General features: G+C 57.0%; 14 protein-coding genes. 3 read left to right on the top strand and 11 right to left on the bottom strand.

Annotated elements, in window-relative coordinates; genetic code table 11:
* Nucleotides 1-89 precede the first annotated feature (89 nt).
* A complete protein-coding gene (locus tag R2940_02210) occupies nucleotides 90-2315 on the bottom strand; it encodes a methyl-accepting chemotaxis protein (GenBank protein ID MEZ4598585.1) in 2226 nt (741 codons plus the stop codon).
* Between the two features lie 318 nt (nucleotides 2316-2633).
* Complete coding sequence (locus tag R2940_02205) at nucleotides 2634-3176, bottom strand: Spy/CpxP family protein refolding chaperone (protein MEZ4598584.1); 543 nt, start codon at nucleotides 3174-3176, stop codon at nucleotides 2634-2636.
* Between the two features lie 186 nt (nucleotides 3177-3362).
* On the opposite strand from R2940_02205, the gene R2940_02200 reads away from it, so the two are divergent.
* Both R2940_02200 and R2940_02195 read left to right on the top strand, forming a co-directional pair.
* Entirely contained in the window at nucleotides 3363-4814 is a 1452-nt protein-coding gene (locus tag R2940_02200; protein MEZ4598583.1) for an ATP-binding protein, read from the top strand.
* Complete coding sequence (locus R2940_02195; protein MEZ4598582.1) at nucleotides 4811-5506, top strand: response regulator; 696 nt, start codon at nucleotides 4811-4813, stop codon at nucleotides 5504-5506. Before R2940_02200 ends, R2940_02195 begins: the two co-directional genes overlap by 4 nt.
* Before the next feature lie 748 nt (nucleotides 5507-6254).
* On the opposite strand, the gene R2940_02190 is transcribed toward R2940_02195, so the two are convergent.
* The 9 genes from R2940_02190 to R2940_02150 all read right to left on the bottom strand — a co-directional run bounded on the left by R2940_02190 (nucleotide 6255) and on the right by R2940_02150 (nucleotide 13293).
* Nucleotides 6255-6530, bottom strand: coding sequence for a F0F1 ATP synthase subunit C (locus R2940_02190; GenBank protein MEZ4598581.1), 276 nt, complete (start codon nucleotides 6528-6530; stop codon nucleotides 6255-6257).
* A gap of 65 nt (nucleotides 6531-6595) precedes the next feature.
* Nucleotides 6596-7300, bottom strand: a complete 705-nt coding sequence (atpB, locus tag R2940_02185; protein ID MEZ4598580.1) for a F0F1 ATP synthase subunit A — start codon at nucleotides 7298-7300, stop codon at nucleotides 6596-6598.
* A 3-nt stretch (nucleotides 7301-7303) separates the two neighbouring features.
* Nucleotides 7304-7714, bottom strand: coding sequence for a F0F1 ATP synthase subunit epsilon (locus R2940_02180; GenBank protein ID MEZ4598579.1), 411 nt, complete (start codon nucleotides 7712-7714; stop codon nucleotides 7304-7306).
* Between the two features lie 22 nt (nucleotides 7715-7736).
* Nucleotides 7737-9143 (bottom strand): F0F1 ATP synthase subunit beta, encoded by a 1407-nt coding sequence (gene atpD / locus R2940_02175; GenBank protein ID MEZ4598578.1) that lies wholly within the window; start codon nucleotides 9141-9143, stop codon nucleotides 7737-7739.
* A 122-nt stretch (nucleotides 9144-9265) separates the two neighbouring features.
* A complete protein-coding gene (gene atpG, locus R2940_02170) occupies nucleotides 9266-10132 on the bottom strand; it encodes an ATP synthase F1 subunit gamma (protein ID MEZ4598577.1) in 867 nt (288 codons plus the stop codon).
* A 93-nt stretch (nucleotides 10133-10225) separates the two neighbouring features.
* Complete coding sequence (gene atpA / locus R2940_02165; GenBank protein ID MEZ4598576.1) at nucleotides 10226-11734, bottom strand: F0F1 ATP synthase subunit alpha; 1509 nt, start codon at nucleotides 11732-11734, stop codon at nucleotides 10226-10228.
* Between the two features lie 7 nt (nucleotides 11735-11741).
* Complete coding sequence (atpH, locus tag R2940_02160) at nucleotides 11742-12284, bottom strand: ATP synthase F1 subunit delta (GenBank protein MEZ4598575.1); 543 nt, start codon at nucleotides 12282-12284, stop codon at nucleotides 11742-11744.
* Nucleotides 12281-12841, bottom strand: a complete 561-nt coding sequence (locus R2940_02155; protein MEZ4598574.1) for a hypothetical protein — start codon at nucleotides 12839-12841, stop codon at nucleotides 12281-12283. Before R2940_02155 ends, atpH begins: the two co-directional genes overlap by 4 nt.
* Before the next feature lie 26 nt (nucleotides 12842-12867).
* Complete coding sequence (locus R2940_02150) at nucleotides 12868-13293, bottom strand: ATP synthase F0 subunit B (GenBank protein ID MEZ4598573.1); 426 nt, start codon at nucleotides 13291-13293, stop codon at nucleotides 12868-12870.
* A gap of 491 nt (nucleotides 13294-13784) precedes the next feature.
* Here R2940_02150 and R2940_02145 point away from each other — a divergent pair, with 491 nt between their 5' ends.
* A complete protein-coding gene (locus R2940_02145) occupies nucleotides 13785-15425 on the top strand; it encodes a diguanylate cyclase (protein ID MEZ4598572.1) in 1641 nt (546 codons plus the stop codon).
* The last annotated feature ends 21 nt before the right edge of the window (nucleotides 15426-15446 follow it).

The raw sequence follows: 15446 nt of genomic DNA, 5'->3' as shown, positions 1-15446 counted from the left end.
GATGCATCAAAAGGGGGCATCCCGTGCCCCCTTTTGATGTCCGCTCCCGCTGCGGAATGCAAAAACCCTGTCCGGCCTGACTCACAGCTTCAGATGGTTATCCGGGCGGGAGACTCCCCTTCTTTTTTCAACCGGAATTTTCCCAGCATCTGCCGCAGATAGTCTGCCTGCCCTGCCAACTCCTCTGCCGCAGCGGCGCTTTCCTCGGCATTGGCCGTGTTCTGCTGGGTCACCTGATCGATCTGCCCCAATCCCTGGTTGACCTGCCCGATACCTTCCGCCTGCTCCCCGGAAGAAGCTGCGATTTCGCAAATAAGGGCGGCGGCCTGCTCGGCTGCGGCCGCAATGTCCTGCAGGGCACTCCAGGTTCTGTCGGCGAGATCGCAACCGCCGCGGGATTTTTCCAGACCGTTCTCGATCAGCAGGGCCGTCTCCTCGGACGCCTTGGCGCTCCGCGCAGCAAGATGGCGAACTTCTTCTGCCACGACCGCGAACCCTTTGCCGTGCTGGCCCGCCCGCGCTGCCTCCACGGCCGCGTTCAGGGCCAGCAGATTGGTCTGGAACGCGATCTCATCGATCACCCGATTGATTTTCGAAATGTCTTCGCTGGCTTTCTCGATGTCCTCCATGGCCCGGACCAGGTCCTTCATCAGTTCAGCGCCTCTGGCTGCCGCTTCCCGGGTCTCCGTCGACAACTTGTTCGCCTTGTCGGCGTTGTCGGCATTGCGCCGGGTCTGGCTGGCCAGCTCCGTCATCGAAGCGCTGATTTCCTCAAGGGAAGCAGCAGACTCGGTGGCCCCTTGCGACAGGCTCTGGGCCGCATCGGAAACCTGGGCCGATGCCTCGGCAATCTGGGCCGCCGCAACCTGGCCCCGGGTCATGACCTCGACCAGAGCCCGGTTGGCCTGCGCCAGAGGTTCCCGTATCACCCCCTGGGCCTCGAAAGTGAAGTCGCCCTCCGCAAGTTTTTGGAATGCGGTCACAACTTCCCCCTGCAGATTTTCCGCAAACCCGTCCATCGCCTCGGCGATCTGCCCGATTTCATCCCTGCGCTGCATACGCAGACGGCTGTCCAGCTTGCCCCGTTCCAGATCCTGAATCATGGCGACAGCCTTGCGCAACGGGAGACTGATGTTCCTGGCCAGCCGGTAACCGGCCACCGCCGCCACCGACACGATCAGGGCCGCCACCCACAGAATCTGTTTCACCATCTTGCCAAGACCCGCCTCTACCTGGTTTCGGGCCCCCTCGAGGTCGTCCTCGTAGATAGTGGCCCCGATCACCCAGTCCCAGGGGGCAAAGTAGGTGACCGCTGCGATTTTGGCCCGCGGTCTGGCTTCACCTTCGTTCTGCCATTCATACCGTTCATAGGAGACCGGAATGCCTTTTGGGTCATTCTGTGGCGCCAGGGCTTTGTCGATCAGAGAACGGATGAAATAGCGGCCTTCTGCATCCTGCATATCGTAGATGTTTTCCCCATCGCGAGCACCGTTCTTCGATACCAGGTAAACCCCTTTCTGATCCCCCTGGCCCCCAAGCACAAAGACGTAACCGGTCTGGCCGACAACCGCATCCATGATGCCCTTGCGGAGACTGGAGACATTCTCCTGCTTTTCGCCAAAATAGAGGACACCGACGACCTGTTCATGCCGGGAATCCCAGATCGGCTTGTAGGCCGTGATATACCAGGCATTGACCACGTAGGCCCTGCCGGTAAAGGTCTCGCCGCGCAGCACGGCCTCGATGACCGGGTTAAGTTTGCCATCGGGATTTTTATGGGGGATATAGGTGCCGATGGCGCGCGTGCCATCCAGTTTCTGCACGTTGGTTGCCACCCGCAGCATGTCCCCTTCAGCATTCATCCGTTGAAAAATGGTGCAGGTTCCCCCGACCAGATCCTTGACCTTGTCCACCAGAGGGGTGGCGGTATCCGACGAATAGTTCTGGCCGAGCCATTTGCCCCCCACCTGCATTTTCGGCAACACGACCTGTCGCCGCTCCTTGTTCAATTGGTTGACGGCTTCCCACTCGGCGGTCTCGGTGGAAAAGGACACCGGTCCCATTCCTGTCATGACCTCTTCCGCGACTTTGAGATTGTTGGCCACGGTCTGGGTCACCGACTCGTACATGGCTTGACACATCAGGTAGACGCTCTGCGCAACTTTCGCCGTTTCATCCATGCCCTGCCGTTTGATCACCTCGTCGATCTTGTTCTGGATGACCCCTTTCTGATAAACAGCCGCTCCGGCGATAAATAGTGCCGTAAGAAAAACCAGACCGATTCCCATTGCCGTAATCTTCACGCGAATGTTCATGCTGATCCCTCTTTTTTAAATATCTGCAGATAACAAAAGCATCAGCAACGGGCTTTTCCCGTCGCTTGAATAGGATATCCGAAAGCTCTGCTATTTCCCCTTGGAAACAGGATTTGATAGCTGGTCGTGCGGTTTTAATGGTCTCTAAGCAAATAATATTCCAAAAATTTTTATGTTTAATTTTATATATAAAATTGGATTTACCATAAACTTTTTTAATTCCATCCCCCAAAACGATCCAACCTTAAATATCAAAAGGCCTGCCCCCGGAATTTCGGAGCAGGCCTTTTCCTTGATCGATCTGGATTGCGTTACACCCTACTCTGCGTTGCGTGGCCCTCTCGGCCCCATGAAATCGCATGCCTGGCGAAATCCTTTTTTCTGGCGGCCTCCCCCCAGGCGTTCAAGGTTGCGGGCCAAATCGGCCAGTTCCTGCTGCTCGGGAGTCAAAAGGGCATAGATCTGTTGATGCGTTTTGGCCCGATTGACCATCATTTCCGTTTGAATTCGGGCCTTTTCGGCGGCAGCCTGACGCACAGCCTTTTCATCGAAGGTTTTCGGATTCATCGCCTGGTTCAGCTTGGAGCGGACAGCAGTCATCTGATCGCGTAAAGCCTGAACCTTTTCCCGATTGGCCTGAATCAGCCGGTCGGCCTGCTGCTCCTGTTCCGGCGTGAGATCCAACTGGCCGAGCAGACGCGCCAGGGAATGACCGGGTCCTTTCATTGCACAGAGCCTGCCCTTGCCCCGCTGCTGATGGTCGCCGCGGCCCCGGCCCCCATCTCTGGACGCCATGGCGGTGAATGCGGAGGTCAACACCATGACGAAAATCAGTCCAAGTGTCAAAATTCCCTTTTTCATGTTTTTCTCCTTTGGTGACGGAAGCAGAGTGTTACTGGGTTTTCTGGAATCTTTTTACACCCCAACCTTGCAGGAATTATGAAAGAAATAAGGAAATAAAAACTGTTCCGGCTTTCACCTGGAATCCTCCAGCAGGGATATGGTACTTAGTTTTCATCCCAAAACAGAATCGGAGGCGGAAAAAGCATGAAAATCAGCATCACCCAGCGGCTTTTCCTGGCTTTTCTGCTGGCGACGTGTACCCTGGTCGCCGTCATGTTCTTCGTGATGAAAATAAGCTTCGATCGAGGATTTCTCCGCTACATTAACAATATCGAACAAGCCCGTATCGAAGATTTGGCTGATCACCTGGAACACGCTTATTCCGAGTACGGCAGCTGGGATTTCCTGGGGAACGATCCCCTTGTCTGGCGAAAGCTCCTGGAGCAGACCGTACCGGAGGAACAGCGCGCCTATCGTAACGACACCCGTCGGGAAACCGGGGCGCACGCGAATCAGATGTCCAGGTTCCCCAGGAGGTTGTTCGGCAGGGCGCCGCACACCTTCGAGCGCCGGGTAGTGCTGCTGAATGCCGATAAATCCCTGCTGTTCGGGCCCGATCGGCCTCTCGAAAACATCGACCTGCGTTCTCTCGAAGCGCAGGGTCGAACCATCGGCTATCTGGGCATGGTCCCCCCCAAGCACATCGTCGACCCGCTCCAGCTGCGCTTCGTGGAAAAACAGCGCAAGTCCTTCGCCCTGATCGCCCTGATTACAGCCGCCGCGGCCGCCCTGCTTTCCATCCCTCTGGCAAGGCGCCTGGTCAAGCGCATCACGGGAGTCGCGGCGGCCACCCATCGATTGGCGGCAGGCGACTACAGTGCCCGCGTCCCTGCCGAAGCATCCGATGAACTCGGTCAGCTCGCAAGGGATTTCAACAGCCTGGCGCAAACCCTCGAGAAAAACGAACAGTTGCGTCGCCAATGGGTTGCAGACATTTCTCACGAGCTGAGGACGCCCCTGGCCGTGCTGCGGGGTGAAATCGAGTCCCTGCAGGACGGAGTACGTCCCCTGAGTCCCCAGTCGATGGCCATGCTGCATGGGGAGGTGATGCACCTGAGCCGTCTTGTCGACGACCTCTACCAGCTTTCCCTGGCAGATATCGGCGCCTTGAGTTATCGTAAGGAACCAATTGATCTGGCGGACAACCTGGCTGCATCCATAGAATCTTTTCGCGGGGAGTTTGAAATGCAGGGAATTCGCCTGGTGGATGAGATCCCCCAGGGCACGCCCTTTATCATTGAGGCCGACGAACGGCGCCTGCACCAGCTTTTCGGCAACCTGCTGGAAAACTCCCTGCGCTATACAGACCGGGACGGGGAACTTCGCATTCGCATGAGCGGGGACAAAAACCGGGCCGTCGTTCTTTTTCAGGATTCGGCTCCCGGCGTACCCGATGACAAGCTGGAGCGCCTGTTCGACCGGCTTTTCAGAGTGGAAAGGTCACGCAGCCGTGCGACCGGCGGCGCCGGCCTCGGTCTGGCGATGTGCAAGAACATCGTGGAAGCGCATGACGGAACCATAATTGCCCTCCCGTCGCCTCTCGGCGGCCTGGGAGTGGAAATTGTCTTTCCCCTGAAGGGTCAGCAGCTGTCATGAAAAAAATACTGATTGTGGAAGACGAGGAGCGCCTGGCCGGCATCCTGGCGGACTATCTGCGGCTGGCCGGCTTCGAACCCCATTGCCTGAGCGACGGGCTGTCCGTCCTGCCCTGGGTCAGGGAGCAGCGTCCGGTCCTGATCGTACTCGACCTGATGCTGCCCGGCCGTGACGGCATGGACATCTGCAAAGAGATTCGATCCTTTTCGGATGTGCCGGTCATCATGGTCACGGCCAGGGTGGAGGAAATCGATCGCCTTCTCGGACTGGAACTGGGAGCCGATGACTACGTCTGCAAGCCTTTCAGTCCCCGCGAGGTGGTGGCTCGGATCAAGGCAGTGCTGCGCCGCACCCAGGGCAGAGAAACGGTGCAGGCCGAGGGCCTGACCCTCGACGAGGCAACCTATCGCGCCATCCTCCATGGCCGCGACCTGGATTTGACGGCAGTGGAATTCAAACTGCTGCATTTTCTCGCCGCCAACCCCGGGAGACTGTTTTCCCGCAATCAGCTGATGGAAAAAATCTATTCCGACCAGCGCATTGTCAGCGACAGGACCATCGACAGCCATATCAAGAAACTGCGCAGGAAGATCACCTCTGTCGCTCCCGACCAGGAACTGATCCATTCCGTCTATGGTGTCGGGTACAAGTTCGAAATCCCGACTGACGGGGCTTCCGGGCAGGCCCTTTGACCGAGCTCCATATTTCCCCTGTAATCGACGATCTCCCTTGCCCCCAGACCAGACCCTTGGCCGACGATAGTCGGCCAAAAAACAGAATTTTCTGACGACGCCTGTTTGATGATTATGTAAATTTTCTAGGCTGAAAATTCCGGAGATGGCATCTTTTCATGAGCCATTTGCAGCCCAAATTAAAAATGAAACAAATCCAACCTGGCTTCCACCCTCAAAAACGGTTTTTTTGCTTTTCCTAATGCAAAACGAGAGGATTCAAGAAAAGGTCGGCAAAAATTTGCTTCGCCTAATTCTTATACTCGAAAAGCCCCAGAATTATGATTTTTTCTTAATCTCCTGCAGGACAATAATCTCTTCGGATTAACACTTTTTAGCCAAAAAAAATCGACCCTCTCCCCACATTAACCATAACTTACCAAGAAGGACGTTTCTCCTGGGACAATTAGCGCGTTCCAAGCCCTGTTTTTAGAATTTTCAGCCAGAGTTGGAATAATCTTTTCTTTTTGGAGGCCGGTTTTCGGTTATGAAAAGTATTACAGAAAGTGTCATGGGGCGGGCGGGAAACCTGCACAGTGCTTTTCAGGTCTTATATGTCCTATGGGTCCTATAGGTCCTATGGTGTCTTATGAGTCAAAAAAAAAACAGGTTTTCAGAGATGCAGCGCCTTCCTGCATCCCCGAAAACCCATTGACATTAGCCATTGCCCCTGGCCTATAGGGCCGGGGAGTTTTGCAAGTGATTGGCGTTACTGGGCAGCTTTGGCAGCCATGCTGAGTACATCTGCCGTGAAGGGGTTGGCGAACAGGATGATCATCGCCACGACAAAGACGTAGATGGCCAGCGATTCGATCATCGCCAGACCGATCATCATGGTTGTCAGAAGCTTGCCGCTCGCGCCGGGGTTACGAGCCACCCCTTCCAGAGCACTCCTGATGGCCATGCCCTGAGCCAGACTGGTAGGAATGACACCTACCGCCATGCCGAATCCTGCAACGATCATGCACAATGAAAAAAAGTCCATCTTTTCCTCTCCTTTTTACTTTAGAATGATGAGCTGGCAATTCCTCCGAAGCTTCTCCCCGCGCCTCAGTGCGCTTCTTCCAGGGCTCCGGCGATATAGATCATGGTCAACAAGGTAAAGACGAAGGTCTGGATGAAGGCAATCAAGACCCCCATCAGCATCATCGGCAGCGGCACAATGAAGGGCGCAAGAAACAAAAAGATCATCAGCACCACTTCATGACCGTACATATTACCGAAAAGACGCAGAGTGAGAGATACCGGCCGGGCGACATGTCCGATCAGCTCGATCGGCAGCATGAGTGGGATCAGCCACCAGATGGGACCGGTAAAATGCTTCAGGTACTTCAACCCGTGTTCCTTGACCCCTATGATGTGGGTCCCGAAGAAAACCGTCAGGGCCAAAGCGCCATTGGTGTTGAGATTGGCCGTCGGCGGCATGAATCCGGGCAGCAAGGCGATCAGGTTGGAAACCAGGATGAACAGGGCCAAGGTACAGATCAGGGGGAAATAGGGCCGGCCCTTGCGCCCCATGGTTTCGCCCATCAGCCGCTCGATCTGCTCGAACACCACTTCCATGAAATTCTGCATTTTGCCGGGAACGGTGCTGAGCTTCCGGGCGGCCAACCAGGCAAGCAGCACCAGGATTCCCATGGTGACCCATGCATATGTGATGTGATTAAAGTAGCCGTAATGATGCAGCTCTTCAGAGGTGAATCCGAAGCCCAGCTTCTCCACCAGCCACTGCATAAATAAAAAGGGGTGAACCATGGTCTATTTCACCTTCCTGCTGGCAACTTGAATCCGCACCAGAGCACGCTCCAGAGCGGCCTGCCGAACCCGGAAATCCTTGTCTTCGGGGCTCAGTTCGGACAAAGCCTTTTCCGCCCTGGACATCGCCCGTCGAGCCCGTTCCAGATCTATCTCGTCCCCGGCCTCGGCGGTTTCGACCAGAATGACCACAAGATCGTTTTCGATCTCCACGTAGCCCCAGTTGACCGCCACATAATGGCGCTGCTCCCCCTGCCTGTAGGACATTTCGCCCACCTGCAGTGTAGTGAGCATCGGGGTGTGCCCCGGAAGCACCCCGAACTGACCCAGGCTGCCGGGAGCAACGATTTCGTCGACCTCTTCGCTGAGCACCTTTTTGACCGGGGTGATCAGTTCCAGTTTCAGTTTCGCCATCGGCTTTCAGCTCCCCGACGCTTCAGCCGGCCAAACGGGCGGCGTTCTGCAAAACTTCTTCAATGGTGCCGACCATGTAGAAGGCCTGCTCGGGCACCCCGTCATGTTCACCGGCCAGTATCTGCTGGAAACCGGCGATGGTATCCTTGAGTTCGACATACTTGCCGGGCGTGCCGGTGAAGATTTCGGCGACGTGGAAAGGCTGCGAGAGAAAGCGCTGGATCTTCCGTGCCCGGGCGACGACCAGCTTGTCCTCCTCGGAAAGTTCGTCCATGCCGAGAATGGCGATGATGTCCTGCAGGTCCTTGTACCTCTGCAGCACGAACTGCACCTCACGGGCCACCTGGTAGTGCTCGTCGCCCACGACCTGGGGGTCGAGGATGCGGCTGGTGGAGTCGAGAGGATCCACGGCGGGATAGATGCCGAGTTCGGCAATCTGCCGCGAAAGAACGGTTGTCGCATCCAGATGGGCAAAGGCGGTAGCAGGAGCCGGGTCGGTCAGGTCGTCGGCCGGCACATAGATGGCCTGAACCGATGTGATGGAGCCGTGCCGAGTCGTCGTGATGCGCTCCTGCAGCTCGCCCATTTCCGTTGACAGCGTAGGCTGATAGCCGACGGCGGAAGGGATGCGACCCAACAGGGCGGACACTTCGGAGCCTGCCTGGGTGAAGCGGAAAATGTTGTCGATGAACAGCAGCACGTCCTGGTTCTGCTCATCCCGGAAATATTCGGCGACAGTCAGGGCGGACAGGGCGACCCGGGCGCGGGCGCCGGGGGGCTCGTTCATCTGGCCGTAAACCAGCGACGCCTTGTCGAGGACCCCGGACTCCTTCATTTCGTTCCAGAGGTCGTTTCCTTCGCGGGTGCGCTCACCAACTCCGGCGAAAACGGAATACCCGCCGTGCTGCTTGGCGATATTGTGAATCAGCTCCATGATCAGAACCGTCTTGCCGACCCCGGCGCCGCCGAACAACCCGATCTTGCCGCCACGGGCATAAGGGGCGAGGAGGTCGACGACCTTGATGCCGGTTTCGAAGGCTTCCACCTTGGTCGACTGGTCGACGAACTCAGGGGTCGGACGATGGATTTCCCAACGGGTTTCGGTTTTGACCTCGCCCATCTCGTCCACCGGTTGGCCGACCACATTGAGAATCCTCCCAAGGGTCCCCGCTCCGACGGGCATGGTGATCTGCGCCCCCGTATCGAGGACCGGCTGACCGCGCACAAGACCGTCGGTGGAATCCATGGCAATGGCCCGTACGACGTTCTCGCCCAGATGCTGGGCCACTTCGACCACCAGATTCCATTCGCCCTCACCGAGCGAGGGGTTGGTAATTTTGAGGGCGTGATAGATCTCGGGCAGTTTGCCGTCGGCGAATTCGACGTCGACGACCGGGCCGATGACCTGGGTGATGGTTCCTTGATTCATATGTCGATTCCTCCTGACAACCGCATCCGGCAAAAACAGAGCCGGCCGGTTTTTGGTTGTTCTTCCCGGGGAAAATTACCGCCCGCCAATTTCAGGGCCCGCGAGTCCCTGGAAACGAAATCCTACTGAACCGACTGGGCGCCGGATATGATCTCCACCAGTTCCTTGGTGATCACAGCCTGCCGGGCTCGGTTGTACTGCAAGGTCAGGGCACTGATCATGTCTGCGGCATTGCTGGTGGCGCTGTCCATGGCGCTCATTCTCGCTCCGTGCTCGGAAGCCAGCGATTCCACCAGGGCCCGGTAGATCTGAACTTCCACATACTTCGGCAGCAGCGAACTCAGCACTTCGACCCGATTGGGCTCGTACAGAAAGCTGGTGGCCACCTCCCCCTCATCCAGGGGACGAGGCACGATGGGCAACAGCTGATCCGCGGTTACCTCCTGGCTGATTGCACTACGGAAGGTATTGTAAACAAGAAAGATACCGTCGTAGCGCCCTTCGGTCCATTCAGCCACAATCTCCTGCCCCAGCAGAGAAGCGACGTGGTAGGAAGCCTGACTGGTAACCCCTTCATGGCTTTTGACGACGTTCACTTCCGATCGGCTCCGCATGTACTCCCTGCCTTTGCGGCCGACAATCAGCATCTCGTAGCGTGCGAACCCACCTTGCCGTTCCCGGATGAAGCGCTCGGCGGCTTTGGCGGCATTGGTGTTGAAGCCACCGCAGAGCCCCCGGTCTGAGGTTATCAGCACCACCAGGGCGCACTCCTTGCCTCGCTCGGCCAGCAGCGGATGGGCGCGGCGATCCTCGCGCAGCGCAAGGCTGGAGAGAACGGAGTGCATCTTGTCCGAGTAGGGCCGTGCCGCCACCACCGCCTGCTGCGCCTTGCGGAAACGCGCCGCCGCCACCATCTTCATGGCTTTGGTGATCTGCTGGGTGCTGCGCACCGAGTTGATCCGTTTTTTGATGTCCTTGAGATTGGGCATTTTTACATCCTGTAATCAGTAATGAGTGACAAGAATACGGTAAAACCTTTTCTACCTAACTCATCACCTATTACTCATTACTCATCACAGCCTTTAAGGTTTGAACTGATCCTTGAACTCCGCCAGGGCAGCCCGAATCTGCTCGTCGAGGGCAGGATCGATGGCTTTCTTTTCCCGCAGGGTGGTCAGCACTTCGGGACGGCGGTTTTCGAAATAGCTGTACAGTTCGATTTCGAATTTTCGGATTGCGCTGACCGGAATATCGTCGATGTATCCGTTATTGGCGGAGAAAATCAGCAGGGCCTGCTTTTCGACAGGCAGCGGCTGATACTGGGGCTGCTTGAGAATTTCGACCAGCCGGGCACCGCGGGCGAGCTGTTTCTGGGTGGCGGCATCGAGATCGGATCCGAACTGGGCGAAGGCGGCCATTTCGCGGTACTGGGCCAGCGCCAGACGCAGGGTACCGGCGACCTGTTTCATGGCTTTGACCTGGGCACTGCCGCCCACGCGGGAGACGGAAAGACCGACGTTGATGGCCGGTCGCACACCACTGTAGAACAGGTCGGTCTCGAGGAAAATCTGGCCGTCGGTAATACTGATGACGTTGGTGGGGATGTAGGCGGAAACGTCACCGGCCTGGGTTTCGATGATCGGCAAGGCGGTCAGACTGCCGCCTCCCAGTTCATCGTTGAGTTTAGCCGCGCGTTCAAGAAGACGGCTGTGCAGATAGAAAACGTCGCCCGGATAGGCTTCCCGTCCAGGCGGACGGCGCAAAAGCAGTGAAAGCTGGCGATAGGCGACGGCATGCTTGGAGAGATCGTCATAGATGATCAAAGCGTGTTTGCCATTGTCCCGGAAATATTCCCCCATGGTGACCCCGGTATAAGGGGCGATGAACTGTAGAGGGGCGGGGTCGGAAGCGCTGGCGGAAACGACGATGGTATAGTCCATCGCATTGTACTGGCGCAGCTTGTCGACCACCTGGGCAACCGTGGAGCGCTTCTGCCCGATGGCGACATAGATGCAGACGATGTTCTGGCCCTTCTGGTTGATGATGGTGTCGATAGCCAGGGCGGTCTTGCCGGTCTGACGGTCGCCGATAATCAGCTCGCGCTGGCCGCGGCCGATCGGCACCATGGCATCGACGGCCTTGATACCGGTCTGCAGGGGCTCATGCACCGATTTCCTGGTGACGATCCCCGGTGCCTTGACTTCCACATACCGCCGTTCCTCGGCAGCGATTTCAGCTCCGCCGTCGATCGCCTGTCCGATACCGTTCACCACCCGCCCGACGAGGGACTCCCCCACGGGGACCTCGACGATACGTCCCGTCCGCCGGACCGTGTCGCCTTCCTTGATATGATGGGCTTCACCCAGGATGGCGGCGCCCACGTTGTCCTCTTCCAGATTGAGTACCATGCCCATGGTTTCGCCGGGAAACTCGAGGAGTTCACCGGCCATGGCCTGCTCGAGTCCATGGATGCGTGCGATGCCATCGCCGACGGAGATGATGGTGCCCATCTCGCTGACTTCGATCTGCTTTTCGAAATTTTCGATCTGCTCTTTGATGATGTTGCAGATTTCTGCCGCTCTGATTTCCATGTGTCCCTTACCCTCTGTTGATGTTCCCGGCAAGCCGTCGCAACTGCGTGCGGACGCTGCCATCCAGGACTCGATTGCCAAGCTGTACCCGGATCCCGCCGAGCAGCTCGGGCTCAATCTTTTCTTCAAGCACGACATTCGCCTCACAGCGTTCGCTCAATGCCTGCCGCAACTCCTCCCGCTGATAGGACTCGAGAGGAACGACGCTGGTCACCTGCGCCCTTTGAATGCCCATTACGGCATCAGCCAACCCCTTATAGACCTCGGCAATGACCGGCAGCAGCTGCAGCCTGTTTCTGCTCAGCAGGAGGCCGCAGAAATTACGAAGCATAGCTGAAAGCTGCAGATAATCGGCAAGGCCGGAAATAATGGCGATTTTTTTCTCCTCGTCGAGGGAGGGGCTGGTCAGCAGCAGACCGAGTCGGGGTTCGACGGTAAAGGCCTCGACAAGGCGTTCGAGCTCCAGTCCGAACTCCTGCACCTGTCCATGCTCCCGGCCCAGTTCCGCAAGTGCCCTGGCGTAGCGCTTGGCGATCACGGTATCGCTCATTGACCCCCTCCTACCTGTTTCAGGGATTCGTCAACCAGACGCTTCTGGTCGGCCGCGGTGAGACCGGTGGCAAGCTGCTTTTCCGCCAGCTCAATCGCCAGAGCGGCAGCCTCGGCCTGCAATTCACGCCGGGCACGTTCGAGCTGCTGATCGGCCTGATTCCGCGCTTCGCGCAGAATCGACTCTGCCGCCTGTTCGGCCTGTTGCGTCAACAGGGCCCGTTCCTTTGCCGTTTCGTCGGCAAGCTGCCGCCGCAGCTGCTCGATCTCCCGGCTGCCGGCTTCCAGTTGAGCAGCCAGCAGGGCGGCCCGCGCCTCGGCTTCCTCCCGGGCCCTGCGGGCCTCCTCCAGAGCCGCTGCGAGCTTCTCCCGCCGCTCGCCAAGAGCATTTTTTATCGGCTTGCGAAGAAAGAACCAGAGCAGCCCGGCCAGCAGTGCGAAGTTGACAAAGCGGGCGATGAAATCCTTGAGCAGGTCGCCGCCTCCGTGACCGTTTTCGGCCGCAGACGCCATTCCGGCATGGAGAAGAAACAGCCACACCCCGATGATCAAGGGCATTACTGCCCGCCTGCAAAAGCTTTTTCTCACAACGACCTCCCCGCAATTTTCCGGGTAATGGCTGCGGCCAGGCGATTGGCCTCATCTTTGAGGAGGGCAGCGGCCTCGCTCCTTTGAGCTGCGATTCTTTCCCTGATACTGTCCCGGGAAGCCTCAACCTGTCCATGGGCAGCGCTCAGGAGTTGGGCCTGCTTCGATGCAACCGAGTGGCGCATTTCTTCCCGCTGCTGGCGGGCTTCGTCCCGAACGGATTCAACCTTTTCCTTATAGACAGCCTGCTTGCCGGAAATATCTTCCTCCAACTCCCTGACCCGGTCCAATGAGCCCTTGATTTCATCCTGACGGCAATCGATGACTTTACGCAGCGGCCGATACAGCACCCAATGCAAAAGGCCGAGCAGTATGAAAAAGTTCACCGCCTGCACCAGCAGGGTCCAGTCAATATTGATCACGGCGATTCCTCGCTATTCAGAAAGACGGCACAGCCTAAATCAAACTGGCTAACTATACTTTATTTTTTTCAGTTTTTGTAGACCGATTTAAGGGAGTTGTCACTTTAATTCAATTACAAAAAGGGAATACTTGCAAAAATACGGTCGTCGGAAATACATTGAGGATGGTCAGTGCCTTGTCGGAAGACCCTCTTCTGATATTCGGCATCCTTGCTTCCTTAAAAAACATTCAAATTCTAAAGTGTAAACAACGCGCAGGAATCTATCACTATATATCCTGTATTTCAAGCGATTTTTTGATGGAAGAAAAAACCCTAAACCAATCTCTGCGTGGAAGGGATGGGGCGGAAAATTTAATCCGAAAAATCGAGCAGATGCGGAAACGGGCGTATTTTCAAAAAAACACTTCAGTTTTCGGCAAGTTGCAGCTAATATCAAAAACCACGGAACAATACGGGACAATAAATGCTTTTTTAGTGCAGGAAAACACCATGGACGAGACAATCCCTTCAGGCCGCAAGAAGTATTCATCCCTTGCCGACCCTTTCAAGGAACTCGGTTATTTCGAGCGGACCGACTCTTCCACTCCCGGCATGATCGCCCTGGTTGACCGTGCCCACCTGTTCCGCATGGTGAATGATGCCTTTTGCCAAGCCTTCGGCAGAAATCGGGAAACTCTCCTCGGCACCCCGGTGGCGGACCTTCTACAAACGGAAGCCTCGGGAAATCCCTTCCGGGATCACATGGACCGCACCTTCGCCGGCGAAACCGTTGTTTTCGAACAATGGTTTTCCCTCCCCCCCCTCGGCCGAAGGTTCCTTTCAATGACCTATCACCCTGTTCGCGAAAGCGGCGGCACGATCGATAATATTTTTCTCGACGTGCGTGATATCACCGATTTCAAACGAGCGGAAAGCGAGCGCCAGAGAGTATTCGACGCCTCCCCCGACATGCTCGGCATAGCCGGTTTCGACGGCTACCTCAAGGATCTGAACCCCTCCTGGACCCGTATATTGGGTTGGCAGATGGAGGAGTTGAGGAGCAGACCGTATCAGGCGCTGATCCATCCCCAGGACTTGGAGGCGACCCTCGAGGCCGAGGAAAGACTGCTGCTGCGGCAGAAAATCTCGGGATTCGAAAACCGGATACTATGCAAGGATGATTCCTATCGATGGATCTCCTGGAGCGCTTTCGCCGACATTAAACGGAAAGAATTCTTCCTCGTGGGCCGCGACGTGACCGAAAGCAAAATGCTGGCCGAAGTGTTGCGATATTCCGAAAAAAAATACAGGACGATTTTCGACAGTGCTGGAGACTACCTGTTCGTTCACGATTTTTCCTGGATAATCCTCGACGTCAATCAGGTGGCCTGCGAGAAACTCGGCTTCGCCCGGGAGGACCTGCTGAAGCAGTCCCTGCTCGACATCTGCGGCGAAACCAGAACCCGGATGGGTAAGATTCTTTCGCAACTGCAGAAAACCGGCGAGGCCTGCATTGAAACACGTCTTGTGGGAGCGGATGGAAAGGAAAGGAATATCTGGATCAATTCGCGGGCCATTGAATACGACGCCGAGCAGGCCGTGCTCAGCGTGGCGCGGGACATATCGGAACGCAAGCAGATGGAGGAAAAGCTGCGCACCCTGGCCACCCTCGACCCCCTGACCGAAACCAGCAACCGCCGCCACTTCCTGGAATGCGCCCGCAAGGAGCTGATGCGCAGCCGGCGCTATGCCAGCCCCCTGCCGATGCTCATCCTCGACATCGACCATTTCAAGAACATCAATGACTGCCATGGGCATCACGTGGGGGACAAGGTGCTCAAAAGCGTCGCCTCCACCTGCCTTTCGACCCTGCGAGCCACCGATATTTTCGGCCGCCTGGGGGGGGAGGAGTTCGTCGCCCTGCTTCCCCACACGGACCCCAGCGGAGCCCGGCTGACTGCGGAGCGCCTTCGTCAGGCCCTGGCCCAACTGAGGGTGGGGAGCGAAAACGGCCCGATCAATATCACCGTCAGCATCGGTCTGGCCATGGCGGAATCGGAAGACGGTTCGGTGGAAGAGGTGCTGCAACGGGCGGACACGGCCCTCTACGAGGCCAAGGCCAAAGGTCGGAACCGGGTCGAGGTGGGCTGAGGGCGTTGGCATTAGAATTTT

This window comes from Syntrophotaleaceae bacterium (assembly GCA_041390365.1).
In the GTDB taxonomy this organism is placed as follows: Bacteria; Desulfobacterota; Desulfuromonadia; order Desulfuromonadales; family Syntrophotaleaceae; genus JAWKQB01.
Note: the sequence above shows the minus strand (reverse complement) of the source record. Positions and strands in the feature narration are given on the sequence as shown.

Excerpts from the sequence above, each read along its gene's own strand:
- R2940_02210 (MEZ4598585.1), bottom strand. The coding sequence starts at position 2,315 with ATGAACATTCGCGTGAAGATTACGGCAATGGGAATCGGTCTGGTTTTT.
- R2940_02205 (MEZ4598584.1), bottom strand. The coding sequence starts at position 3,176 with ATGAAAAAGGGAATTTTGACACTTGGACTGATTTTCGTCATGGTGTTG.
- R2940_02200 (MEZ4598583.1), top strand. The coding sequence starts at position 3,363 with ATGAAAATCAGCATCACCCAGCGGCTTTTCCTGGCTTTTCTGCTGGCG.
- R2940_02195 (MEZ4598582.1), top strand. The coding sequence starts at position 4,811 with ATGAAAAAAATACTGATTGTGGAAGACGAGGAGCGCCTGGCCGGCATC.
- R2940_02190 (MEZ4598581.1), bottom strand. The coding sequence starts at position 6,530 with ATGGACTTTTTTTCATTGTGCATGATCGTTGCAGGATTCGGCATGGCG.
- atpB (MEZ4598580.1), bottom strand. The coding sequence starts at position 7,300 with ATGGTTCACCCCTTTTTATTTATGCAGTGGCTGGTGGAGAAGCTGGGC.
- R2940_02180 (MEZ4598579.1), bottom strand. The coding sequence starts at position 7,714 with ATGGCGAAACTGAAACTGGAACTGATCACCCCGGTCAAAAAGGTGCTC.
- atpD (MEZ4598578.1), bottom strand. The coding sequence starts at position 9,143 with ATGAATCAAGGAACCATCACCCAGGTCATCGGCCCGGTCGTCGACGTC.
- atpG (MEZ4598577.1), bottom strand. The coding sequence starts at position 10,132 with ATGCCCAATCTCAAGGACATCAAAAAACGGATCAACTCGGTGCGCAGC.
- atpA (MEZ4598576.1), bottom strand. The coding sequence starts at position 11,734 with ATGGAAATCAGAGCGGCAGAAATCTGCAACATCATCAAAGAGCAGATC.
- atpH (MEZ4598575.1), bottom strand. The coding sequence starts at position 12,284 with ATGAGCGATACCGTGATCGCCAAGCGCTACGCCAGGGCACTTGCGGAA.
- R2940_02155 (MEZ4598574.1), bottom strand. The coding sequence starts at position 12,841 with ATGCCCTTGATCATCGGGGTGTGGCTGTTTCTTCTCCATGCCGGAATG.
- R2940_02145 (MEZ4598572.1), top strand. The coding sequence starts at position 13,785 with ATGGACGAGACAATCCCTTCAGGCCGCAAGAAGTATTCATCCCTTGCC.